The 22,118-nt window shown below is 53.2% G+C and carries 18 protein-coding genes; 12 read left to right on the forward strand and 6 right to left on the reverse strand.

The window, feature by feature from the left end; translation table 11 throughout:
• Window positions 1-65: 65 nt before the first annotated feature.
• Window positions 66-983, reverse strand: a complete 918-nt coding sequence (locus tag MWC30_RS15120) for a hypothetical protein (protein ID WP_244085030.1) — start codon at window positions 981-983, stop codon at window positions 66-68.
• A gap of 400 nt (window positions 984-1,383) precedes the next feature.
• Between MWC30_RS15120 and MWC30_RS15125 the strand changes: the two genes are divergently transcribed.
• On the forward strand, window positions 1,384-1,800 hold the full coding sequence (locus MWC30_RS15125; RefSeq protein ID WP_244085031.1) for a helix-turn-helix domain-containing protein: 417 nt from the start codon (window positions 1,384-1,386) through the stop codon (window positions 1,798-1,800).
• Here MWC30_RS15125 and MWC30_RS23040 read toward each other — a convergent pair.
• Window positions 1,689-1,919 (reverse strand): hypothetical protein, encoded by a 231-nt coding sequence (locus MWC30_RS23040; RefSeq protein WP_368860865.1) that lies wholly within the window; start codon window positions 1,917-1,919, stop codon window positions 1,689-1,691. The genes MWC30_RS15125 and MWC30_RS23040 overlap by 112 nt on opposite strands.
• A 567-nt stretch (window positions 1,920-2,486) precedes the next feature.
• Here MWC30_RS23040 and MWC30_RS15130 point away from each other — a divergent pair.
• The 4 genes from MWC30_RS15130 to MWC30_RS15145 all read left to right on the forward strand — a co-directional run bounded on the left by MWC30_RS15130 (window position 2,487) and on the right by MWC30_RS15145 (window position 6,922).
• Window positions 2,487-2,780, forward strand: a complete 294-nt coding sequence (locus MWC30_RS15130) for a hypothetical protein (RefSeq protein WP_244085032.1) — start codon at window positions 2,487-2,489, stop codon at window positions 2,778-2,780.
• Window positions 2,781-3,256: 476 nt separating this feature from the next.
• Entirely contained in the window at window positions 3,257-5,158 is a 1,902-nt protein-coding gene (locus MWC30_RS15135; protein WP_244085033.1) for a bifunctional serine/threonine-protein kinase/formylglycine-generating enzyme family protein, read from the forward strand.
• 75 nt (window positions 5,159-5,233) lie between these two features.
• Entirely contained in the window at window positions 5,234-5,968 is a 735-nt protein-coding gene (locus tag MWC30_RS15140; RefSeq protein ID WP_244085034.1) for a metallophosphoesterase, read from the forward strand.
• A gap of 345 nt (window positions 5,969-6,313) precedes the next feature.
• A complete protein-coding gene (locus MWC30_RS15145) occupies window positions 6,314-6,922 on the forward strand; it encodes a histidine kinase dimerization/phospho-acceptor domain-containing protein (RefSeq protein ID WP_244085035.1) in 609 nt (202 codons plus the stop codon).
• Window positions 6,923-7,161: 239 nt separating this feature from the next.
• On the opposite strand, the gene MWC30_RS15150 is transcribed toward MWC30_RS15145, so the two are convergent.
• A complete protein-coding gene (locus MWC30_RS15150) occupies window positions 7,162-8,172 on the reverse strand; it encodes a sensor histidine kinase (RefSeq protein WP_244085036.1) in 1,011 nt (336 codons plus the stop codon).
• Between the two features lie 29 nt (window positions 8,173-8,201).
• Window positions 8,202-8,645, reverse strand: coding sequence for a hypothetical protein (locus MWC30_RS15155; RefSeq protein WP_244085037.1), 444 nt, complete (start codon window positions 8,643-8,645; stop codon window positions 8,202-8,204).
• A 336-nt stretch (window positions 8,646-8,981) separates the two neighbouring features.
• Between MWC30_RS15155 and MWC30_RS15160 the strand changes: the two genes are divergently transcribed.
• The gene (locus tag MWC30_RS15160) at window positions 8,982-10,754 is read left to right on the forward strand and encodes an ATP-binding protein (protein ID WP_244085038.1); all 1,773 of its coding nucleotides are present in this window, start codon (window positions 8,982-8,984) and stop codon (window positions 10,752-10,754) included.
• A gap of 236 nt (window positions 10,755-10,990) precedes the next feature.
• Here the strand turns inward: MWC30_RS15160 and MWC30_RS15165 are convergent, their stop codons facing one another.
• Both MWC30_RS15165 and MWC30_RS15170 read right to left on the reverse strand, forming a co-directional pair.
• Window positions 10,991-11,329, reverse strand: a complete 339-nt coding sequence (locus MWC30_RS15165; protein ID WP_244085039.1) for an SHOCT domain-containing protein — start codon at window positions 11,327-11,329, stop codon at window positions 10,991-10,993.
• A gap of 590 nt (window positions 11,330-11,919) precedes the next feature.
• Complete coding sequence (locus MWC30_RS15170) at window positions 11,920-13,392, reverse strand: sigma-54 dependent transcriptional regulator (protein WP_244085040.1); 1,473 nt, start codon at window positions 13,390-13,392, stop codon at window positions 11,920-11,922.
• Between the two features lie 427 nt (window positions 13,393-13,819).
• On the opposite strand from MWC30_RS15170, the gene MWC30_RS15175 reads away from it, so the two are divergent.
• The 6 genes from MWC30_RS15175 to MWC30_RS15200 all read left to right on the forward strand — a co-directional run bounded on the left by MWC30_RS15175 (window position 13,820) and on the right by MWC30_RS15200 (window position 22,059).
• Window positions 13,820-14,227: a hypothetical protein gene (locus tag MWC30_RS15175; protein WP_244085041.1), complete on the forward strand. Its 408-nt coding sequence runs from the start codon at window positions 13,820-13,822 to the stop codon at window positions 14,225-14,227.
• Between the two features lie 340 nt (window positions 14,228-14,567).
• Window positions 14,568-16,796 carry a cation-translocating P-type ATPase gene (locus MWC30_RS15180; protein WP_244085042.1) on the forward strand — a complete coding sequence of 743 codons (2,229 nt, stop codon included), beginning with the start codon at window positions 14,568-14,570 and terminating at the stop codon, window positions 16,794-16,796.
• Between the two features lie 53 nt (window positions 16,797-16,849).
• Complete coding sequence (locus MWC30_RS15185; RefSeq protein ID WP_244085043.1) at window positions 16,850-18,781, forward strand: bifunctional serine/threonine-protein kinase/formylglycine-generating enzyme family protein; 1,932 nt, start codon at window positions 16,850-16,852, stop codon at window positions 18,779-18,781.
• Window positions 18,782-18,877: 96 nt separating this feature from the next.
• Window positions 18,878-19,585: a PP2C family serine/threonine-protein phosphatase gene (locus MWC30_RS15190; protein WP_244085044.1), complete on the forward strand. Its 708-nt coding sequence runs from the start codon at window positions 18,878-18,880 to the stop codon at window positions 19,583-19,585.
• Between the two features lie 1,183 nt (window positions 19,586-20,768).
• Complete coding sequence (locus tag MWC30_RS22590) at window positions 20,769-20,921, forward strand: hypothetical protein (protein ID WP_244085081.1); 153 nt, start codon at window positions 20,769-20,771, stop codon at window positions 20,919-20,921.
• Window positions 20,922-21,576: 655 nt separating this feature from the next.
• Entirely contained in the window at window positions 21,577-22,059 is a 483-nt protein-coding gene (locus MWC30_RS15200; RefSeq protein WP_244085045.1) for a hypothetical protein, read from the forward strand.
• The last annotated feature ends 59 nt before the right edge of the window (window positions 22,060-22,118 follow it).

The following is a 22,118-nucleotide window of genomic DNA, read 5'->3' on the forward strand; positions in this document are numbered from 1 at the left end:
TCCGAGATCCCTCAGTGGCCTTTTTTTGTTCTCAAAAAGAGACAACGTCGCTGAGCTACGCCCTTTCATCGCGATGGACGACTTTCCAACCGGCCATTTTGGCAGGTTTGCTGACCGCCGGTAATACCCGTGAGTGTGTTGCGCAGGTTGCTGTAGGCCTGATAGGAGTCGGGGCTGGAAACCAGTCCCTTCTCCCACAGGGTGAGTTTGTCCGCCCAACCCCCTTCTCCTTTCTTGAGCTCCACAGCCAGGTACAGGAGCAGTACGAAAAGCGCATCTCCCAGGCGGAGGGCATTGTCATTGAGTTGGACGAGATTGCTGCGTTTGGTCGGGAGAGTGCCAGGGAAATGCAAGCGGTCATGGCAGAGGAATTCTAACCTTTGATAATCCGACGCTTGGGCTTTGGAGAGAGGCTCGGATCGAGGGATTTCGCTTTTCTCCAGTTGCAGGAATTCCGACACCATTTCTTCCAAGGGAATTTCCAGCGTCTCGGGATCGAGGCATTGCGCGAGGGGCTTTTGGACCATGTTTTGTTGATGCAGGAGGTGACGCGTGAAGAGGTTTTCGATGGTGAAGGACGGATTCAGGAGCACCAGGAATTCATCCTCTCGGCATAGATAGCGGAGCCCTGCCAATTTCAACACTTCTCTTTCGTCCACCCGCCGCAGAAATACGAATCCAACCCGGCGGTTTCCGTAAACCCTACGCCCCAGGTAAAATCCATCTCGATCCAGGCGATGCACTTGGCCATGAAAACCGTTGACCCTATGCAGAACAGACAGAAACTGCCGCAGGCACAACGCATAACGGTGTGCACCATTTTCGCGAAGGGCCGAAGGGATCTCCTTTTCACGGGAGAAAGGGCTGGTTTCGATACAGTCTTCGTGGGGAAAAGAGCACATGGGACAGGCATGGCTGCAGGCTGCGGAAAACGGGCACCCATGGACCTCAGAAGCACAGGCCATCAGTATGCGTTGCTGCATCAGGTTTTCAGTTTCTCGAGCACTCAAAAGAGTGCGGAGCTCGCTTTCACTAAAAACCGGATGAGGAGACTGTTCCAAGTGCTTCAGAAGTCGGCTCATCATGGCAAGAAGTACACATGTGCATGGTGAAATTCGCGCCGCTGCAAGGTTCTATAGGGACAACCCTCTGACCTTGCGTGATCTTTCACTGGGACAAGCACAACGAGATGTCCCGTTTCCATGCAGGAGGATATGCCCTCCGACAATCAAACGGTGTGGAGAAGTGTTGCACAGTTTGTCCTTTAGATCTTGAATCACAAGCCGTTGCATGATAGCATCTTTCAAAGAATGTAATACAATGTATGATGAATAGAACGTAAGTCAAGCTTTTTTTGATCTAAAAATCAAAAAAGGAGGACACATGTCTCTCGCGGAAAGACTCGCAAGACTCCGGACACGATTGTCACTTCACCCCAAAGAAATGGCTCAAAAAATGGGTGTTACGGAGCGGGTTTATCGCAAGTATGAAAAGCAGGAACAGGTTCCAGGTTCAGACAAGATCATCCGTCTTCTTGAAGACCTAAAAGACATTAACCCCACATGGCTCATGCTCGGTGAGGGAGAGATCTTTAGGTCAAATGTGGGGACACAATGGAAATATCGTAATGAAGAAGAGGAGGCGAACGCCTTGGCGGGAGAGATCATCATGATGCTGAATGATTTGGATCAAAATGCCATGAATGACATCCGATCTGTTGTTTCTGAGAAGAGGAAGCTACAACAGATGGAATACATTATCTGCGAACTACAGAAAAAATTTAAAAGTGAAAATTCCTGAATATTTATGATCTTATGTGGTTTCCCTTCGATGACTTTCTCTTTAACTCCTTGCTGGAGTGGGTCCGACGGCGGGGGCCGGTTCGAGTTCTGCGAATGCTGACCGAGCTTTGCTTCCAATTCTTCAATGCACTTGGTCGGTTAGGTTCAAGCCAGCACAGAGGGGGTCAGTGTTTTCTCATTCTTCGTGGGAAATCGTCAGGACTCGGCGTTCAGTGTCTTGGAAAGCACGATGCTGCCACTCCTCCGTCCTTGTGTATAGTGTTTCAGCCTACCCCAGCAGAGAAATCCGCACTCGCATTCGGTGAAAAAGACGAAGGCGCTACGCCTTTAAGTTATCACCCCTACTGAGCGGTTACGATTTCCGCTCAACTCTTTGAGATCCCCCTCAGCCAATTATTTCACGATTAGACCAATGATTTAGAATATTGCCAATTTGAAAATTGCCCAACTGGATAGACAGTATCCAAGATTTCTTATCCATATGGATAATAATTATCCAAAATAGGAAACCTCAAGGTTTTTTGATTACGAAGCAAGCATTACTCAGACGCTGAATTATAAATAATATCCAAATGCTATAATATAAATCCAAACCTTGGCACAAGAGATGCTTGATTAAAAGCCAGCGATGAACGTGTGTGGAGAAAAATCATTCGATAAACTTTAAAAAATAAGGAGTCAATCATGAAAAAGCTGACTGGAATCCTCGGAATAGTCGCCTTGGGGCTCACTTTAGCCATCGGTTCAGCCCACGCCCAGCCATCATCCTACAATTACGGCTCCGGCGGTTGGAATTGCCCTTGGGCTTCCGGGACACAGGGAAGCTGGAACGGCTCGCACCACTCCGACTGGAGAAACACCGCAGTGAAAGGTTCGACCACCGGCACGTACCGGAACTCCAATGCAAGAAGCCGGGGTTTTCATCGCCACGGTCCCACCTGTGCTCACGGTTCCCGATACAACGGCTACTGCTGGTAACAAATCGTTGATGCGCCACAAGCAAGGAATGGATGAGGGAACTCGCTGTCACTGAAAACCACGACGGGCATCAAGAGCCCCCTTCCATTCCAGGGCCATGGCTTAGGCAACAATCTCTCCGACCTTAGACGTGGTAAGGTGTGGACCGATTCCGAAGAGCTGCAAGAACTCTTTAACTTCAGGAACTTCAGCCTCTTCACCTGAGAAATCACAGCTCGAAGTCGAGAGCTTTCAAATCCGCCTTCGGCAAACTGGTCAAAGCACAAAAAACTTGGCGTAGTTCTTGCCTTTTCCCTTTGAACATGACACAAAAAGTTTGGGCATGGGCTGACCTGATGCCCAAACTTTTATGCTTCTTGATGACTGGGGGGCAGACAGAGTCGACCTATTTGCATCGAAAACGGAAGAGTTATGCATTTCGCTTTTGGCCGTTGATCGCGTGAGAATAGATGCGGGACGGGAAAAAGGTAGTCACCATGAGCAAGCCATCGAACAAAGCATTTGAAACAGGGACTGTGCTCAACGACAAGTGGGTTATCCTCGAATTCATAGGAAAAGGAGGGATGGGAGAGGTGTACCGGGCGCACCAGCTCAACCTCAATCGCGATGCCGCCATAAAGGTTATCTCCAAGGAATTCGTGAAGTCCCTGGAGGGAGACACGGAAGCCATGACTCTCTCTCTCGACCGTTTCCGCCGCGAAGTCCAGCTCATGGCTCAAGTCCGCCACATGAATGTGCTCCAGATCTTCGATCACGGCTCCATCACAGCCAGCGGAACCGCTGAGGGCGACACTCTCGAGTACATCGCCATGGAATATATTGCCGGCGGGACCCTGAGAGACACCATGTCGGAAGAGGGCTTTTTCCCCGAAGAAGGCCGCATGAGAGAATGGATTCAAAACCTTTTTATGCCTCTCCTGAACGGGGTCCAGGCCATGCATGAGGCAGGCATTATTCATCGGGACCTGAAGCCCGAGAACATTCTTCTCGACGGAAAGATACCCAAAATCGCAGATTTCGGTCTGGCCCGCTCCTGCCGCCTCAAACCCTTTACTCAATCCATGGACATGCGGGGGACACCCCCCTACATGTCTCCCGAGCATTTCTTCGATCTCAAACGGACCGATGAGAGAACGGATGTCTATGCTTTGGGAAAAATACTTTTTGAGGCTGTCGTCGGTAAAATGAAGCCAGACCAGATTCCGTTCAAACAGGCGAGCCTTCCCAACCCACAAGCGCCCTTTTTCGTCGAACTGGATCGCATCATCCGTTCAGCCACGACGGAGGAGAAGAATGAGCGGACGCCCACCGTTGAAGCGTTGAAGAATGCACTGGTCGGCCTTCTCGGAGGAGCGGTGCAAATTTCTGCGTCACCCTCAAGAAACGAGGGCATCAAGAAGCGTCATTTCAAAGCACTGATCCTGTGGAGCGCCGCAGTACTTTTCCTTACGGCTGCCATCGGTTTGGGGATTCTAATTTTTCACGAGGGAGGCCATACTTCCACTCCATCTCAAACGACCTCCCCCACTTTGCCGACTCTCGGCGAAATCTTCGAAGCAGAAATTCCACCTCTGCTCTCAGCCAAGGGAGCACCCCCGGCACCAACTTTTCACGCCAAAGACGGCACCGTGCTCCGCCTCATTCCGGGAGGAAAGATTACGACCAGAGAAAGAGCCGGCGAAGGGACGGGAAGGTCTTACGAGGTCGCCCCTTTTTATATGGATGAGACGAAGGTCACCAATTACCAGTACGTGGAGTTCTTGAACCGGGTTCTTCCACGCATCGAGGTGAAAAACGGCGTAGTGCGGGGAGATGGGAAAATCTGGCTGCTTCTGGGGGAGGTCACCAAGGGCTGCGACCCCATCGGGTATGAGGAAGGACGGTTCATGATTAAGGAACCCGTTCACTCCGCCTGCCCCGTCCTGCGCGTCACTCCTTACGGCGCGCTCGCTTACACCCGTTTCTTCTCGATGCGCATTCCCACGGAGGCGGAATGGCTCGTAGTGCTGGACGAAGAGGCCGCAAGGAGCTCCAAAGCTTCTTTTAAAGGCACGGAAAAGGAGAATTGGATGATGATGGAGGGGCAGCACCCGCAGCCCGAAGCCGGCGACCTGCCCCTGTGCTCTCCAGTTGGGCTGTTCAAAGCCAACGCCCACGGCATTCGAGGACTCAACGCAGGCGGTGAGTGGGGGCTTCGAGGCGACAGGCCTTCTTCGGCGGAAACGGGACAGCCCGCAGAATTCGTGGCTCTTGGAGGTTTTTTGAATGACAGCGAGAGCGGAGACGGCCTTGCGGCGGCCATCAAACGTTTCCCGTGGGAGGCCTTCGAGGAAGTGGGTTTTCGGTGTGTTGTGAGCGCTCCCGTCTCCGGTGGTTGATGTTGAGCCCTCATGATAATGAAGTGCCTGCGCCCTAATCGCCAGAGATAAGTAATAGACGGAGATTGAATTCTCATGCGCATCGCGGTGATTTCAGACATTCACGGCAATTTTGAAGCGCTCCGGGAAGTCTTGGACGACATAGACAAGGCAGGAGCCGACGGCGTTGTCTCCCTGGGAGACAATATCGGCTACGGCCCTGAACCCGAAAGCGTTCTGAGACTCCTTGGCGAGCGAGACATCCCTTCCGTCATGGGCAACCACGAACTGGGAGCCGTCGATTCGTCGTGTGCTTCTCTTTTCAACCCCAGCGCATGGAAATCTCTTCTGATCACCAAAAGGCTCCTTTCAAGAAGGAGCCTGAACCGCATTCGGACCATGCCCACAAAACTGGTCGCACAGGGATGCCTTTTTGTTCACGGCTCTCCACCGGATTCCCTTACAAGGAGTTTTCTCGAGGGCTCGTTGGATGAAAAACGCCACATCTTTCACGGAATGCGGGAAAAAATGGGCTTCGTGGGCCACACCCACGTGCTGGCCCTTGTTGCTTTTGATGGCAAGAGGGTTGAGCACGATCTTTTTCCCGAAGGATGCATTCATCTACCCTCCGGACGACAATACATCGTCAATGCGGGCAGCGTCGGGCAGCCGCGAGATGGGGACTTCCGGGCCAAGTATGTTCTCTGGGATGACCGAACGAGATATCTGGAGGTCCGGTTCGTTCCCTACAACGCTGCCAGAACAGCACGGCGGATTCTCGAACTGGGATTCCCCAAACGCAATGCAGATTGCTTGGGGGCTGAAATCTGAGCCAACCTCCTCCCTCATCAGGCCATTTCTGGATTTTCCGCTCGCCCTCAGCCCCGGCACCCACTGTTTTCGCCAGCAACTCTCGTTATTCCATTGCCCATGGTTTTGGATAATTTTTAACCAAGGAAGAATACCTTCAGAACGGAAGGTATGTCTTTTTATCCGTTTTGCCCGGTTAAAATCGCTTGATGGAGGACGGCCTTCCCACCACTTGTCTGTCAAAACCATGCGATGGACTGATGTTCGTCAAATGGTACAGAAATAGCATTCCCATTTAAATTAAGAAAAACATAAGGCTGGCAATTGTTGCTGATCCAGAGGATGTAATGAACAATGGAGAGCAAGATGAAAATAAATCCGTTAATCAAAAACCGCCGAATGTGGTTTATCCTTTTACTGCTCCTGATCATTGGCGCGATTGACTACTTCACCAACTTATATCAATCGCCTTTCGATCTGGTTTTCAGAGAATTCTATCTGATCCCGGTCTTCTTGGGTGCGTACTGGTTTGGGAAAAGTGGAGGAGTATCCACCGGTATAATCGCTTCAGCCGTCTACCTTCCTTGCGCCATCTTGGCGGCTCCGGCGGGAAGTTCCCTCTTTGCAAGCAATCTCATTGAGTTGGTGTTGTTCAATGCTGTGGGAGTCGTTTTCGGAACCATGAGGGACAGAGAAAAAGCGAGCGAGAAGGAAAAGCTCGAAGCCGTCATGGCCATGGCAGGATGTGTGGGGCATGAGCTCAATAACCCTCTGGCAATTGCGCTGCAGGCCACTCAAATCCTTCAGGAAGAGATGGAGCCGGAATCCGAACACCAACAAACACTACAATCCATAGAAAAGAATCTCAAACGCATGCGAGATCTTATAAAAAAAATCACGGCCATAAATCATATCGAGCTGACGCACTATGTAGGAAAATCCAATATTGTCGACCTCGGCAAATCGACGCCTTAAGGGGCTCGGTCCTATTCACTCACTGTTACACCACGCCAAAATTAGTTAACAGGTTCTCCGGTGGGCGCAAGAGGACGCGCCCACCCTACATCTAAACTTGGCGATCAACGGCTTAAGGTACTCACATCCTTTTATCGTGCGCACCATAGCCAAGTGAATATTTCTGCCGAGCTGTACTGGGAAAATTATAAGAACCAGCCACATGAACAAAAAGTCATCCGGATTTTTCGATCAAACAGTCACCCTGCAGGCAACTCCACTCTGAAAGTAGTTCCCTTCTTTGGGCTATCCATGAATCGGAGTCGTCCTCCATGTGCCTCGACGATTTTTCTTGAGATGGGCAGTCCCAGACCGGTTCCCTCTCGTTTTGTGGTGAAGAAGGGCTCGAATATTTTCTCCCGCTGCTCAGCCTTTATTCCGCAACCACAGTCAATGATGTCGGCCACGACCATGCCCTTTTCAACCAAAGTCCTGATACGAACGGTTTCCCCTTCCGGTGAAGCCTGGACTGCATTAAGCATCAAGTTTATGAAAACACGTTCCAACCGGAAAGGATCAATGGAAACCAGCGGAAGCTTCTCGAACAGATCTAGCTGAACCTTCACTCCTTTTTTTAAGGCCTCTGCCTCAACTGGCTGAAAACTCTCCCGTATCAGACTATTGAGATCCCGCGGTGCTCGCTGAAGCTCCAAAGGCCTGGCAAAATCCAGGAGGTCCTTTGTCAGGTTTTCCAGGCGGCGAGCTTGCTGCAGCACCAGTTCCAACTTGTGGAAGCTGGGGTGATCTTTGTCGAATTCCCGCTGCACCAATTGGGTCATCCCACCTATGGCTACGATGGGACTCTTCATATCATGAGCGACCCCTGACATTGCCCGACCGATCGCCGCAAGCCTCTCGGCATCATGCAGTTTTTTCTGTCTCATCCGCTCGCGATCACTCAGGACGCCAATGGCTGCTGCCGTCAAGTTGTAAAGCAGTATTTCCAGAAGGGTAGTGAAGTCATTGGGCGAAAAATCCTCCCAATTGAAAAAAACCAGGGGAGCGACCAGCAGGGTAACGCTCAAAGACGTCGCCAGAGCAGTGCGGAAACCGAAGAAGAAGCCCGCCAGGACAATGGGAATGAAATAAAGTTCTCTGAAAAGCACGTGATAATGGTGCAACGCAGAGCGGGTGCCATACTGGCAGGAAGCGATCAAAACGACCAGCAAAGCGATGAATATTATCCCGGATTTTCGTTCTGCAAGTTTCATCGTACACCTCCCATGGGAAACTACGGAGACTATTGGTAGACGTTTCTAAATGAACCGGTGCTCTTATCAATCTGGATTTTCTCGACCAGTGATCCTTCTTTGGTCACAACCGTCGACTCGAAGAATTCGCCTTTATCGGCCACATCCCCAGCTTTAACGTTAGGATTGTTCAAGTAACGCACATAGTTTTGCATCATCTGTTCGGCCTGAGCTTGGCTCAAGAGCCGATCCGTGCTCTGCCTCACACCACCAGTTTCCCTCATGCCGCACCCCATGTCCCCACGATCCGGCATCATGCTCCCATGCCCCATCCACGGGCAATGCCAACCTTCCACTACCCCATGGGCAGCATGCCCTCTGCCGACTTGACCCTTTCTTGAAGGGGTGTTTTCCGCATGCTGAGCGTGAACCATCCCCGGACCGAATACCAGCAGGAATGCCGCCGCTATGCTGATGGAAAGTACTCGTTTCATGGGATTCTCCTTTGGTGCAGGTAATGCTGCTATTGAAAGTATTCCTCGCCGACTGCTCCGTTCGACCATTCACGGATACGCAGTGTTTCTGAGAATCGAGTCGATTCTCAGAGAGTAGATTGTCTTGTCACAACTGGGATACAGCATATCTCGTGCCAAAGCATTATTAAGTAAATAATATAATTGGTATAAATTACTTACTCCACCCGGCCTCGCGAAAATTCGCTTTTTCCTTTTTATACCTGGCGGGATACGATCAATTTACGTGGCTTCTCTTTTGCATAAAGACATTTGAAATGTTTACGCTAAAAAAAGCCGGCCGACAGGAGTTTGTAAATGATTTCGGGCAAAGAAAAATTGGCGAAACGGAAGTGGATGTCCCCGTGGATGATCATTGGCTCCGTCTGCATCCTCGCCATCATTCTTATGGTTTTGGCGGTAAAGAATGTGCACAGGGAGAGAGAGTTCATGACGCAAGCGCTTCTCTCTCAGGCGAATGTGCTCATGCGTTCCATCGAAGCCGGCAGTCGTACGGGGATGATGGAAATGGGTTGGGGCCATCGACAGCATCAACTCCTCCTGGAGGAAATGGCTCAGCAGGCGGATGTTCTGTATGTGGCCCTGGTGAACCCCATGGGACAGGTTGTCGCCCATAGCGACCGCAGCCAGGTGGGGCAAATCTTGCCTTTTACTTTTCCCGAATCGGGTGAAACAGCTCATCGTTTTGTAGAAAAAGAAGCCAGGAGCTTCGAGGTCATTCGTCTTTACCAGCCGTGGATGAGGCAGAAAGGGAGAGGATTCGGCAGAGGAGACCTCTGCCCGATGCCCATGTCGTTTCAGCCCCCCCCTACGGGCGACCTGTTCATCGTAGTTGGGCTGGACCCGACGCCTTTTGAACATGCCATCGACCAGGACATACGCCAGACAATGGTGCTTTTGAGCACCATGCTGTTGGTGGGGGCTGGAGGATTTGTCTCTCTCATATGGGCTCAGAATTACCATAGCGCCAGATCTTCACTACAAACCATGCAGGCTTTTACTTCCACCTTGGTTGCTCAAATGCCGGTCGGCATGATCGCCACCGACCCGCAGGGGCAAATCCAGCAGTCCAACGAATCCGCTCGCATGATCCTGAAACGCCCGGATGGACTGCGAGGTCACATTGAAGATATTCCCTGCCTGCTCCCCATACTCACCCAGCTCCAGCGTAACGAACGACTCGCAGGGCGTGAGCTTTTATGTCTCCTTCCGGGAGGCGAAAGCGTACCTCTTCTCGTGAACGCTGCAGGCATCCGCGACGGGGAAAACGGCATTGTGGGGTGCGTCCTGCTCTTCACCGATGTGACGGAGATCAGGCAACTGGAAGAACGGCTCCGGCGGAGTGAAAGGCTGGCCAGTATCGGTCGCCTGGCTGCTGGAATCGCCCATGAGATCCGCAATCCTCTAAGCTCCATCAAGGGGTTTGCAGGCATCCTGGCAAATCGGGCTAAGACAGACGATCGCAGTCGCCAAATCGCCCAGGTGATGGAAGGCGAGGTGGAACGGCTTGATCGTGTGGTGAGCGAGCTCCTGGACTATGCTCGACCCACGGAGCTCCACAAGCGCTCATCCTCGTGTGAAGAGCTCATCAAAAGGTCGCTTCAGCTCATTGATAAAGACGCCCAACAACGAGGTGTGGCTGTCACTTTTCGTGTAAAACCCCATGAATTATCATTCGACGTAGATCCCGATCGGTTCACCCAGGTGCTTCTGAATCTCTATTTAAATGCCCTTCAAGCCATGGATGAGGGCGGAAGCCTGGTGGTGGAGGCATTGGGGGACGGGGATAGCGTGATGCTGTCGGTCTCGGATTCCGGCGCTGGAATTTCCCCGGAACATCTTCCCCATGTTTTCGACCCTTATTTCACTACCAAACCCCAGGGCGTAGGGCTGGGATTGGCCAATGTATATAAGTACGTCGAAGCCCATGGAGGTGAGATCAAGATCGACAGCGAGGCCGGCCGGGGCACCGAAATCATCATGCGCATTCCCAAAGGCCACCGGGAAGGTAACGTACCGACGCCACCTGAGAATCAGTCCTCGAGAGCGGCACGCGTGCTTCCCACTTAAAAGCCCCATGAATATTACCGACGTGCAACGGCGTGAGCAAAACCTCCCGCTTCCATGGAAGCGGGAGGTTTTGCTATTTGTTATGGAGGAAATTGGTCGGCCCCACCTGAATTCAGCAGAGCTCATTATGCGCGCCCGGCAACCGATCAACAAGTTGGAAGGCCGTTGGTTGTCCTGGATAGGCCTTACCCAGCCGGCAGGCCGGAACTATTCCGATGCTACGCTGATCGGGAGCCTCACTCAATATCCCGCCTCATGGTCTCGAACTGCTCTTTTGTGATCTCTCCACTTGCGTAGCGTTTCTTCAAAACATCCAGGGCAGATTCTACAGTGCCTTCCTGAAGACCATGGGAGATCCGGCCTCTCCCCCCCGCAGTAACCAGCCAGCGAATGAAAAGGGCCAGAGCAATCAGCACCAAGACCCAAAAAAACATCATGAATATTCCTCCGATCCATCCCCAGGCACCCCCCATCATCCCGTGATTCATGCCCCAGAGGGGGCACTGGCTCCATTGAACGAAATTTACCCTATCGAATAGCTCCGTCACGAGGGCCGGCAGAAATTCACAGTCCATATCTCATCCTCCTTCAAACAAAAAAAGCCTCCCCTTACGAGAGAGGAGGCTCTGCCTGTCGTCCATCAAGTCTTAAAGACAGCTACCGGCCGTAAGCCGAGAGGAACCATCCCGTGTTTTTGTTCACGTGGATTTTGTCCGCCAACGAGCCGTCCTTTGCTGAAACAATGAACAGGCTTTTCATGCCCGATCCTCCATTTCGCCTCGATATACTCTCTCTTCATCGGCGAAAAAATCCCGTCAATCATCGCTACAAGGCCCCATATGGGGTTTCATACGGTATTCAGTACCCATGAGTGCTATGCCACCGGCAATAGCTTCCATGCGCACCACAATGGCCGTAGCCCCCATAGTGGCTACAACCCGCAAACGCGGCCATCAGAATCAATATGACTAATATTTCCTTAAACATAGCACCACCTCCCGAGTCTGTTAGAAGATCGCCTTTTGAATATGCAGGGGACCTGCCCCTCCATATTTAAAAGCAACATGTGTGCCACTATTTCCACGCGAGGAGAATCCCGCACGACCGTGCTATGCTGTGAAGTTGATGTCTTGAATCGACTGAGCACAAGCGGTTAGCGGTTGTCTCAAACCATTCCCCGTGTTGGCTGGTTCCCTGTGGTCGTTCCAAATGGAGCTGCCTCCCGTGCGTTCTCCTTTTCAACTTCAACGGCCTCGTACTTCTTGAGCTTCAGCTTGAGGGTACGTCGGGTAATTCCCAGCCTGCGCGCCGCTTCGCTCTTGTTTCCCCGCACCTCCTCCAGCGTTTGGAAGATCTTCAGCCGCTCCATATCCTCAAGGGTTTTTCCCGGGATTTCCGTGAGTGTTTCTTGGGAGGTTTTCGTGGTCTCCCCCGAACAGGCTCGCGCTTCAGCCACGAAAGTTTGAAGCGGTAACGGGAGCTCTCTTTCTGAAACAAACTCTCCCGGCATCAGGATCACCGCCCGCTCCAGCGCGTTTTCCAACTCCCGCACATTACCCGGCCAAGGATAACGCAGGAACAGATCCAGTGCTTGGGGCGTCAACCCCTTCACGCGCTTGTGATTCTTTTCGGCGAGGTGAGGAAGAAAATGGCTGACCAGATTCGGGATATCCTCGGGACGATCACGCAAAGGCGGGACCACCAGGCTCATCACATTCAAACGGTAGAAGAGATCCTCCCGAAAGGTTCCCTCAGCCACCATCTTCTCCAAGTTACGGTTGGTGGCCGCAAGAATCCTTACATCTACACGCAGGGCCGCGTCGCTTCCGACTCGCTGGATCACCCCCTCCTGGATCGCCCGAAGCAGCTTGGCCTGCATGGAAAGAGGCAACTCGCCGATTTCATCCAGGAAGAGCGTCCCCCCGTCAGCCATGGAAAAGCGGCCGCGCCGCAACCGGTCGGCCCCCGTGAAAGCCCCTTTTTCATGGCCGAAGAGCTCCGATTCGATAAGAGATTCAGGAATGGCGGCACAATTCACGTCCACAAGCGGCTTTTCCCGACGGACGCTGTGGGCATGAATGGCCCGAGCAACAAGCCCCTTTCCCGTGCCGCTCTCGCCGGTGATGAGCACAGTTACCTCGGTGGGCGCCACCAGGGCGATCATTTCAGAGAGGCGTTTCATGGCGGTTCCATGCCCCACCATTTCGGGGATTTGAAATCTGGCCAACTGGCGTTTCAACTCCTCATTCTCACTGCGCAGGTGCGTGTGCTCCAAGGCTCGCTCCATCCCCACCTTCAGTGCCTCGAAGTCAATGGGTTTGGTGAGATAGTCGAAAGCCCCGGTCTTCAGGGCTTCCACCGCCGACGGGATGGAAGAATAGGCGGTGAGTATGATGATGGGGATGGCTGCATTGTACTCGTGGATCGCTCGGGTGGCTTCAATGCCGTCCAACCGGGGCATGCGCAAGTCCATGAGGATGAGGTCCACGGGGCCGCGGCGGATCCTCTCCACCGCCTCCAACCCGTCTCGAGCTTCCTCGACTCCATATCCCCATTCTTCCATGAGGGTCACCAGCATCATGCGATGGGCTGCATCATCATCTACAATGAGCACCAGCGGGGTTGTTGTCCGGTTCATAACGTGCTCTCCTTAGTCAGATACATCACACACTTTAAACGATGCAAAAATTGATCCTTTCCTCATTATGGAAAGAACATGCCGGCATGCTGCACTTCTGGATAGAAAGTAACCATTCTGATGGATACCGTTGGCTCTCACCGGGTATTTTCTATCCAGAATCCGACTTCGTGGAGCGGATAACGATGGAGAGATGGACTGCAGAGTGCTTCTCGAGGAAACGGGAATCCGGTTCTTGCCCGGTTCATCCTGCGCGAAAAAGATGCCGGAAACTTTGGCACGCTTGATGCTCATCTGAATACGGCAAGTGCGTCGATTATCCGGAGGGAGCAGGTTCTCTCCAGACCCTCCGACGCTGAGAGGGGCATCGCAGTGTGCGGCCCTGAAAGACACCAAACAGATCGCGGAATAGAATAGGAAAAAGATCATGAAGACATTGATGAAAATGGGCGCAGTGATGGTTTTGGTTCTCATGTTGGGATTGCCTTATGTTCAGGCGCAGCAGCAGGGACCTCCTCAGGGAAGCGGTTGGATGTGCCCCATGATGGGCCAGGGCGGAGGGATGATGCATCATGGTGGGATGATGCAGCACGGTTCGGGAATGGGTTGTTGCGCCATGATGAACCGGAACCCTTCCGGAGCCCCACTGACTAAGGAACAGGCCAAACAGGTGGTCGATGATTATGTCCGCAACACCAACAACCCCAACATCAAGGTTGGGGAGGTGGCGGAAAAGGGCGATGTCTTCGAGGCCACCGTGGTCACCAAGGAAGGCTCACTGGTGGAAAAGATTCAGATCGACAAGAATACCGGCTGGTTCCGTAGAGCTTCCTGACCCTTGCTCATTGCTACTGTTGCCGTCACTCTCGCCTTCGGTTCACTTCGTGAACACGGGCGGGAGCCGGGGACCGGACAATGGAATCTTGTCGCATTCCCCTTTCACCCAAGGGTGGGAGGGGATTTCCTTTTGGATCAAATCGATCATACAAGCCATGCGGCCCTTGCAGGTGACGCTCCAACGCAATTCGGGGACCCATTGCCAGGGGAATTCCGACTGCTCGACAGGAGATTGATTCATCAGCATGTTCAGGACGGGATTCACTTCTTATTTTATGGTCTAAACTATTTAGCAAACCATGAAGCACTTTCTTAATGTTCGGTGAGGGAGTGAGTTGATGAAAGCACTGGTGTTTCATATCGAAGGCATGGACTGCATCAATGAGGTGCTCGTCCTCAAGCAGGTTTTGGGGTCACTGGTGGGCGGTGAGCTGAATCTCGCATTTGATGCGCTTAAGGGGAAGATGACGGTTTCCCTGCCCGATGAGAACACGCTTACGGTTGAAGATATTCAGAAGGTGGTAGCCAAGACCGGCATGCGAGCAGTTCCCTGGGCAGACCCATGCGTAGGCGGTACGTGTAAGACGGAAGAGGGACTCTGGCAACGTCGTCAACGTTTACTCCTGTGCCTGACGAGCGGGCTTCTCATGGCTGCCGGTTTTGTGCTTCACTCATTTCGTGAGGGGAGCCTTAGCCGGGTGATGTTCGAAAAGGACAGCGGAGGCCACATCCTCCCCGTGGAGGTAATCATTCTCTATGTAGGGGCAATTGTCACAGGCGGCTGGCTCATCTTTCCCAAGGCTTTTGATGCGGCCCGCAGGCTGCGACCGGACATGAATTTTCTCATGACGATCGCCGTCATTGGAGCCATGTGGATCGGCGAATGGCTCGAAGCTTCCGCTGTGGCATTTCTCTTTTCCCTCGCCCTGTTCCTGGAATCCTGGAGTGTCGGACAAGCGCGCCAGGCCATCTCCCGTCTGATGGATCTCTCTCCTCTCACGGCTCGTTTTTTCTCTCCAGGCGATGGCGTCCTTCAAGAAAGACCCGTTGAGGATGTTCCCGTGGGAGCCACGGTGCTGGTGCGCCCCGGTGAGAAGATTCCTTTGGATGGGAGGATCACGAAGGGTGAAACTTCCATCAACCAGGCCCCAATCACGGGAGAATCCACACCGGTCTTCAAGAAGCACGATGATGAAGTCTTTGCCGGAACCATCAATGGTGATGGAGCCATAGAATTCCGGTCCACCAAGGCTGCCTCGGACACCACTTTGGCGCGCATCATCCACATGGTGGAAGAAGCTCAGTCCAGACGCGCACCAACAGAACAGTGGGTGGAAAAGTTCGCCCGCATCTACACTCCGGCCATGATGGCCCTTGCTATCTCCATCGCGCTGGCTCCACCCCTAATCTTTGGAGCGGGATGGGAAAAATGGCTCTATGAGGGGTTGGTCATTTTGGTTATCGCCTGCCCTTGCGCTCTGGCCATTTCCACTCCGGTAAGTATTGTGGCAGGGCTCACTTCCGCCGCTCGGAATGGGGTCCTCATCAAGGGAGGCGCTTACCTGGAGGCCCCCGCCCATCTCAAGGGAATCGCGTTTGACAAGACCGGCACATTGACACGTGGCGAACCATCCGTGGAGCGCATTGTCTCGCTGAACGGCCATACCGAAGCGGAGCTCCTGGGGTATGCCGCCGCCCTCGAAGCCCACAGCACGCACCCTCTGGCGCACGCCGTTCTCCATCGAGTGGAGGTTCAGGGGATCAGCCCCCCCTCGGCTGAAAATTTCACATCCTTCCCCGGACTGGGAGCCCAGGCGACCATTGAAAACCGCTCCTACTGGATCGGTAGCCATCGCATGCTGGAGCAAGCTCAGGAAGAGTCCCCTCAACTCCATGGGATCGCCACTGAAATGGAAAATGCCGGGCACTCCCTGATTTTCCTCTGGTGTGAAGATCATGTGTGCGGACTGCTCGGAGTTGGGGACAAACTTCGTCCCGAAGCGAGGGAATCCTTGCGCAGACTCAAAGAGCTCGGCCTGAAAAAGACCGTCATGCTCACCGGGGATAACGAGCAAACGGCCAGATCCGTGGCCGAGTCCGTTGGCGTGGATGAATACCAGGCGGGACTGCTACCGGAGGACAAGGTGAGAAGTATCTCCCGGTTGAAGGATGAGCTCGGACAAGTAGCCATCGTGGGGGATGGAGTCAACGATGCGCCGGCCATGGCGGAGGCTGGCCTGGGCATCGCCATGGGAGCCATCGGTTCGGATGCCGCCATCGAAACGGCCGATATTGCGCTCATGTCCGATGACCTGGCTAAAATCCCATGGCTCATTGAGCATTCGCGCAAGGTGCTGCGTATCATTCAACAAAACATCATTTTCGCGCTGGGCCTCAAAGCGTTGTTCATTTTGCTAGCCCTGAGCGGCAAGGCAAATCTCTGGTCCGCCATTGCCGCCGATATGGGAGCTTCCCTGCTGGTGATCTTCAATGCCCTCAGATTGCTGCATTCGAAGCATGATCCGAAAGGACCTGTTGAGAACCAGGGATTGAGCTCAAGGGGTTAGAATTCAAACAGGCTGACTATCATAGAAGAAAACGAGAGGGAGCTTCGAAAACGATGGACGAACAATCGCCTGGAACATTCGAGACCGGAACGGTGCTGGACAGCAAATGGGTCATTCTCGGCTTCATAGGTCGTGGGGGAATGGGAGAAGTCTACCGGGCGCATCAACTCAATTTGAATCGAGATGTCGCCATCAAGGTTATCTCCCAGAAATGGCTTCAGGAGCTCGATGAGGACGAATATGAATCCGGCGCATGCCTGGAGCGCTTTCACCGGGAAGTGGAGGTTATGGCGCAGGTTCGCCATCCCAATGTGCTCCAGATTTTCGACTATGGTACCGCCCCGGTGCGGAGGGGCGATCAGGACTTGATGGTCGAATACATCGTCATGGAGTACGTCCCCGGCGGCACACTTCGAAGCACCATGTCCGCTGAGGGCTTTTATCCTGATGAGACTCGAACCCTCGAATGGCTTTCCCGCTACTTCCTCCCCGTACTGGAGGGAGTGGAGGCGATGCACGCTCAGGGCATCGTGCATCGGGACCTCAAACCGGAAAACGTTCTCCTCGACAACCATGTTCCCAAGCTCGCTGATTTCGGCCTGGCCCGTTCCTGCCGTCTGACCCCGGTCACCCAGTCCATGGACATCAAAGGGACTCCGCCTTACATGTCCCCCGAGCACTTCATGGATCTCAAGCGAACCGATGAGCGGGCGGATGTCTATTCTCTGGGAAAAATCCTCTACGAAGCCATCGCAGGAAAACTGACTTCGGATCACATCCCCTTCAAGCAGGCACGTCTGCAGACCAGCGAGAGCTCACTTTTCAAGCGATTGGACGAGATCATTCAGGAAGCCACTCATGAAATCCGCAGCCAGCGGCTGCCATCTACACAGGCTTTCAGACAGGCCTTGCAGGAGGTGTCGAGAACGAACGACGCCAACAGCGCGCCTCTGAGCCGGATTTCGGGCAAGAGATACCCGCGCTGGAGGGCATCTGCCTTATCTTGGTTGGTAATGCTCTCCCTGATTATCGTTATCGGGCTCGGATTTTTCCTTTTCCACGAAAAACCTCACGTTTTCAACTCATCCATTCGGTCTCCCTCACACAATGCTGTCTCGGAACAGGCAGCCAAAGGGAAAACTATTAGCCCATCGCCGGCCACCTCCTCAGCAGGAAACCCTCCCCTCTCCAAGCTGAGTGGCGAGGATGAAGACGTCATGCACCTCATTCCGGGCGGGACCGTTACTCTCTCCGAGTCTTTCGGGCCGGTTGGCGGGAAGACCATTCAAGTGGAGGCTTTCTACCTGGACGAAACTCCCGTGACCGTTCATCAGTATGTGGATTTTCTGAACAAAGTTCTGGCGAAAATCAAAGTAGAAAAGGGCGTGGTGCGCGGAGACGGGGAGATCTGGCTTTTGCTGGGAGAGGTCCGAAAAGGTTATGAACCGATCATCTTCGAGGGTGGAGAATTCCATGTGCGGTTTGCTCAGCATGCGTCCAACCCCGTGCTTCGCGTGACGGCTTACGGAGCCCTGGCGTATGTGCAGTTCTATGGTAAACGTCTGATCACCGAGACGGAATGGTTCTACGCCGTGACAACGGGACGGGAATCGCGGGAGCAATCCTCCGGAACCGGCGCGATGCCGCCGGGCTCCACGGCAGGGACTATAAACGAAGGCAACCTGAGGGACACTGCTCCAGCTCCTGCCGTTTCTTCCCCTGCGTCTTCCATTCCATCCCCCGTAAGTCTTGCACCACCGAATGCTTACGGCATCAGGGGCTTGAACGGTACTATTGGCGAATGGGGACGGCGAATATCTCCAACAGCGTCGAACGCCTCAAAAGTGGATGGAGATTTCGTGGTCCTGGGAGGCCCTCTGAATCGACAGGATCAGCGAGAGCCTGTTGCACCGTCTCTGCAGCGCTATCCTTGGGAAGCCTTTGATGAGGTGGGATTTCGTTGTGCCCGAAGTGTCTCGCCCTGAGACCCGAAGGGCCTTTTCGGCCATCTGATGCGGGGATGCCGGCAGGCATCACACCATATTCGGCAGATACATCACTGTGATAAAAGGGATGATCGCATGAAGATCTTTTCCGCCACTCATCGCGGGCTTGTCCGAAAGATCAACGAAGATCGTTTTTTGGCTAAGGAATACGCGGACGGCGTCGCTCTTCTCGCCGTTGCCGACGGATTGGGCGGGCATGAGGGAGGAGAACGCGCCGCACAGATGGCTATATCGACAATGGAGAACTTGGATACCCATTCACCGGATATCGAGCGCGATCTCGTACAATTGGTCCGTACCGCCAATCGGGACATCTCGGAAGCGTCGGCCCGGAACCCCACTCTCAAGAAAATGGGAACGACGCTGACGGCTGCCTTGGTCCGAGACGGGGCGGCCCATTGGGTTCACGTGGGCGACAGCAGGCTCTATCTTTTTCGCGAGGAGATTTTGCTACAGATCACGGAAGATCACACCCCTCTCGGCATTCTCGTACGCGGAGGTGAGATCACCAAGGAGGAAGCCCGAAGGCATCCACTGCACAATCTGCTGATAAGTTGCCTCGGCCGCGAGAAATACGAAGTGGATTCCGGAACACTGAAGCTCGGAACCGCAGACCTGCTCCTGTTCACCACGGACGGTCTGCATGACGGAATCCCTGAAGAGAAGTTCATATCCCTGCTCAAGGCCAACGTTTCGCTCGAGGCAAAGCTGGATGATTTGGTCGAAGCGGCCCTGACAGCCGGCGGCCGCGACAACATCACGGTGGTTGCCGTCGAGATTTGAAGCCCGGCACAATTGTCCTGCAGCGTCTCATGTCCCGCGTTTCTCTTCAAAACGATTCAAACCTCCTACGTCCCTTACCCGGCAATCCCGCAGGACTTCGACGTATTCGCACAGCCGGACAATTTTATAGATCCATCAAAATCTGGAAGATCCCCGGAATGCTCACGCTCGATGATGAGAGCGTTGAGGAAGAGGAATTGAAAGCCCTTTTCAAAGCATTGCAAGCTTCTTTCAGTCGAAAGGCCCATGGGCTGGAGTTCAGAGTGGGAATCAATGTAAACAGAAAACACAAGGGCTTGCATTTTCATGTTGTTACGTCTGTTAGAGCATTCAAGTAATCCTCTGGCACGGGAGTTGCTTTCTCCTTTTGTCGAGGCATCGGCCTCGCATGGAAACCATGAATTCAAACTTTGGAGGCACACAAAATGTTCAAAAAAATTTTGGCAATGGCCGTGCTGGCCATCACATTGGCAGTTTCCACCGCTCCTCTGTGGGCGGCAACATCCAGCGCTGACAGCTACACTACGGAATACCGTCGTGGAAGTACGGGCGGGCACGGTGGTGGGCACAGTGGTGGGCATCGTGGTGGACACTTCTAATCCGTTGATTCGTTTTACACTGTATCATTGAGCTATTAGGGTTATTGACCTCAGCTCCTTGCCGGCGGCTTGCAAGCCGCCGGCAAGGACATGGAGAGGCGGGGCCGGAGGACAAATTCAATCTAGCATTTGATCCGTTTTGTCCGGCTACAACTTGGTGCATCCCCCTTGTGCTCTCTTGGAATGAGGGGATTTGAGCATAGTTGAACCTATTCGCGGTAGGAGAAAGAACATGCAACACAAAGGGAAACGGCTTGCTGCCACAATGCTCGCTTCCGCCCTCATCTTCGGCACCACCACCTTGGTGTTTGCTCAGAGCAATGGAGGGTATGGAGGAAGCCAATTCGGAGACTATGCCGGCGAGCCCGGCAGGGGTTACGGAAGTAGTCACATGGGCGACGTGAGTGATAATGCGAGCTCGGGCGGACATAGGGGCAGCACCAGCAATGAGGGAAACAGGGACAGCCACGCAAGCAGTTCGAGCAGCCACATGAGCAGTATCGGCAGCCCAGGCGCCCATGCAGGAGATAAGGGCAACACGGGCAGCAAGGGAAGCGGCCACAGCTCCGGAATGAGCGGCAGTGGTGGCGGTCATGGTGGCAGTTCCGGCGGTCATGGTGGTGGAGATGGTGGCAGTTCCGGCGGCGGTGGCGGCCATGGTGGGGGAGATGGCGGCGGCTCCGGCGGTGGGGGCGGTGGTCATCGATAGCAGAGTCAGGATGAGAGCCTTCAACTGAGTCTTTGTCTCACTTCGCCTCAGATCTGATTGATACTCGTTAAGGATAGGAATCTGCGTTCTGTAGGGTATGTTCTACGCACCAGTATCAGTCGGTGCGTAAACGCACCCTACCCGTGTACGGCGAATGTTGCCCCGTCCTGTGGTTCCACAAACGAAGCTTTTGATCCTTAACGAGTATAGTCTGCCCTATAGATCCGGTCCTCAGAGCCAGCTCTCAGTTGCTTAAGAGCTTTGCGAGTGTAAGCCAATAATCCAGACGGACCATCCCACCCGGCTTTCTTTTGGGAAAACAGCACGTCCGAAAAAAGAAATCTTCCATGCGTTCCTCCCAAATCATGTACGATTCATTGAAAATGCTTCGATACGGCGGTGCATCCACCCTCTAATCAATAGAAATCTACCCTATACCAGTGCAATTCGACAGTCGCGCTAGATTTTCACCTACGCACCTTTCAGACTTCCGGCGACCTAAAAAGCAACAAATCCCTCCAGACTCTCCAGAAAGAACATACCAAAATTCCATTTTTTCAAAACCAATGCCTCCTTTAAAAGATCGTCTCGACTATTGAAGAAATGCAAAATGAAGGCTTCCATGAGCAGACGGCAGGATTTAACTTTATTTCAATGAAAAAAGGTTGCAAAAGGAGGATGTTATGAAAAATATAAAACAGAGAATTATTGAACGGTTGCCCCTACTGATCGCAGTTGCCGCTGTCATTGTCGGGTCTGGCTGTGCAACAAATCGGTTGAATCTTGTCAAAGATGGGACAGTTTCCATGGAAATTGTGCCTACGAGAAATGAATATATAACGAGGACATCCATTTACCAGGATAATGGGGAAGTGCTGATCACCGGAAATGTCGGCACCCATCGCCTTCCCGTATTTGCCAACGGGGGGCACGTCGATGGCGTGATCCTTGCCCCCGATGGATCGGTTATTAAAAAGTTCTCGGCCTCACATGCCGTTTTTAGAAGGAAAAACAGCTTCCAGCCTGCTTTTACAGTCCGCTTCCCGTTGGTTCTTCAACCCAAAACAGCGGTGCGTCTAGCGTACCATCATCCCGCCACTGTGGTAGCCAAGACATTTGATTGCGGCCAAAACGCCGCTGCGCCGCACTATAAAGCCGGGAGTTAACATGCGTTGGCGGCTTGCATAATACAGGGAGTGACAGCATTGGGGTTGCCGTCGACTTG

This window comes from Desulforhabdus sp. TSK (assembly GCF_022836495.1).
GTDB lineage: Bacteria > Desulfobacterota > Syntrophobacteria > Syntrophobacterales > Syntrophobacteraceae > Desulforhabdus.

Excerpts from the sequence above, each read along its gene's own strand:
- MWC30_RS15160 (WP_244085038.1), top strand. The coding sequence starts at position 8,982 with ATGATTTCGGGCAAAGAAAAATTGGCGAAACGGAAGTGGATGTCCCCG.
- MWC30_RS15155 (WP_244085037.1), bottom strand. The coding sequence starts at position 8,645 with ATGAAACGAGTACTTTCCATCAGCATAGCGGCGGCATTCCTGCTGGTA.
- MWC30_RS15170 (WP_244085040.1), bottom strand. The coding sequence starts at position 13,392 with ATGAACCGGACAACAACCCCGCTGGTGCTCATTGTAGATGATGATGCA.
- MWC30_RS15180 (WP_244085042.1), top strand. The coding sequence starts at position 14,568 with ATGAAAGCACTGGTGTTTCATATCGAAGGCATGGACTGCATCAATGAG.
- MWC30_RS15200 (WP_244085045.1), top strand. The coding sequence starts at position 21,577 with ATGAAAAATATAAAACAGAGAATTATTGAACGGTTGCCCCTACTGATC.
- MWC30_RS15185 (WP_244085043.1), top strand. The coding sequence starts at position 16,850 with ATGGACGAACAATCGCCTGGAACATTCGAGACCGGAACGGTGCTGGAC.
- MWC30_RS15145 (WP_244085035.1), top strand. The coding sequence starts at position 6,314 with ATGAAAATAAATCCGTTAATCAAAAACCGCCGAATGTGGTTTATCCTT.
- MWC30_RS15165 (WP_244085039.1), bottom strand. The coding sequence starts at position 11,329 with ATGGACTGTGAATTTCTGCCGGCCCTCGTGACGGAGCTATTCGATAGG.
- MWC30_RS15175 (WP_244085041.1), top strand. The coding sequence starts at position 13,820 with ATGAAGACATTGATGAAAATGGGCGCAGTGATGGTTTTGGTTCTCATG.
- MWC30_RS15125 (WP_244085031.1), top strand. The coding sequence starts at position 1,384 with ATGTCTCTCGCGGAAAGACTCGCAAGACTCCGGACACGATTGTCACTT.
- MWC30_RS15140 (WP_244085034.1), top strand. The coding sequence starts at position 5,234 with ATGCGCATCGCGGTGATTTCAGACATTCACGGCAATTTTGAAGCGCTC.
- MWC30_RS15135 (WP_244085033.1), top strand. The coding sequence starts at position 3,257 with ATGAGCAAGCCATCGAACAAAGCATTTGAAACAGGGACTGTGCTCAAC.
- MWC30_RS15190 (WP_244085044.1), top strand. The coding sequence starts at position 18,878 with ATGAAGATCTTTTCCGCCACTCATCGCGGGCTTGTCCGAAAGATCAAC.
- MWC30_RS15130 (WP_244085032.1), top strand. The coding sequence starts at position 2,487 with ATGAAAAAGCTGACTGGAATCCTCGGAATAGTCGCCTTGGGGCTCACT.
- MWC30_RS15150 (WP_244085036.1), bottom strand. The coding sequence starts at position 8,172 with ATGAAACTTGCAGAACGAAAATCCGGGATAATATTCATCGCTTTGCTG.
- MWC30_RS15120 (WP_244085030.1), bottom strand. The coding sequence starts at position 983 with ATGCAGCAACGCATACTGATGGCCTGTGCTTCTGAGGTCCATGGGTGC.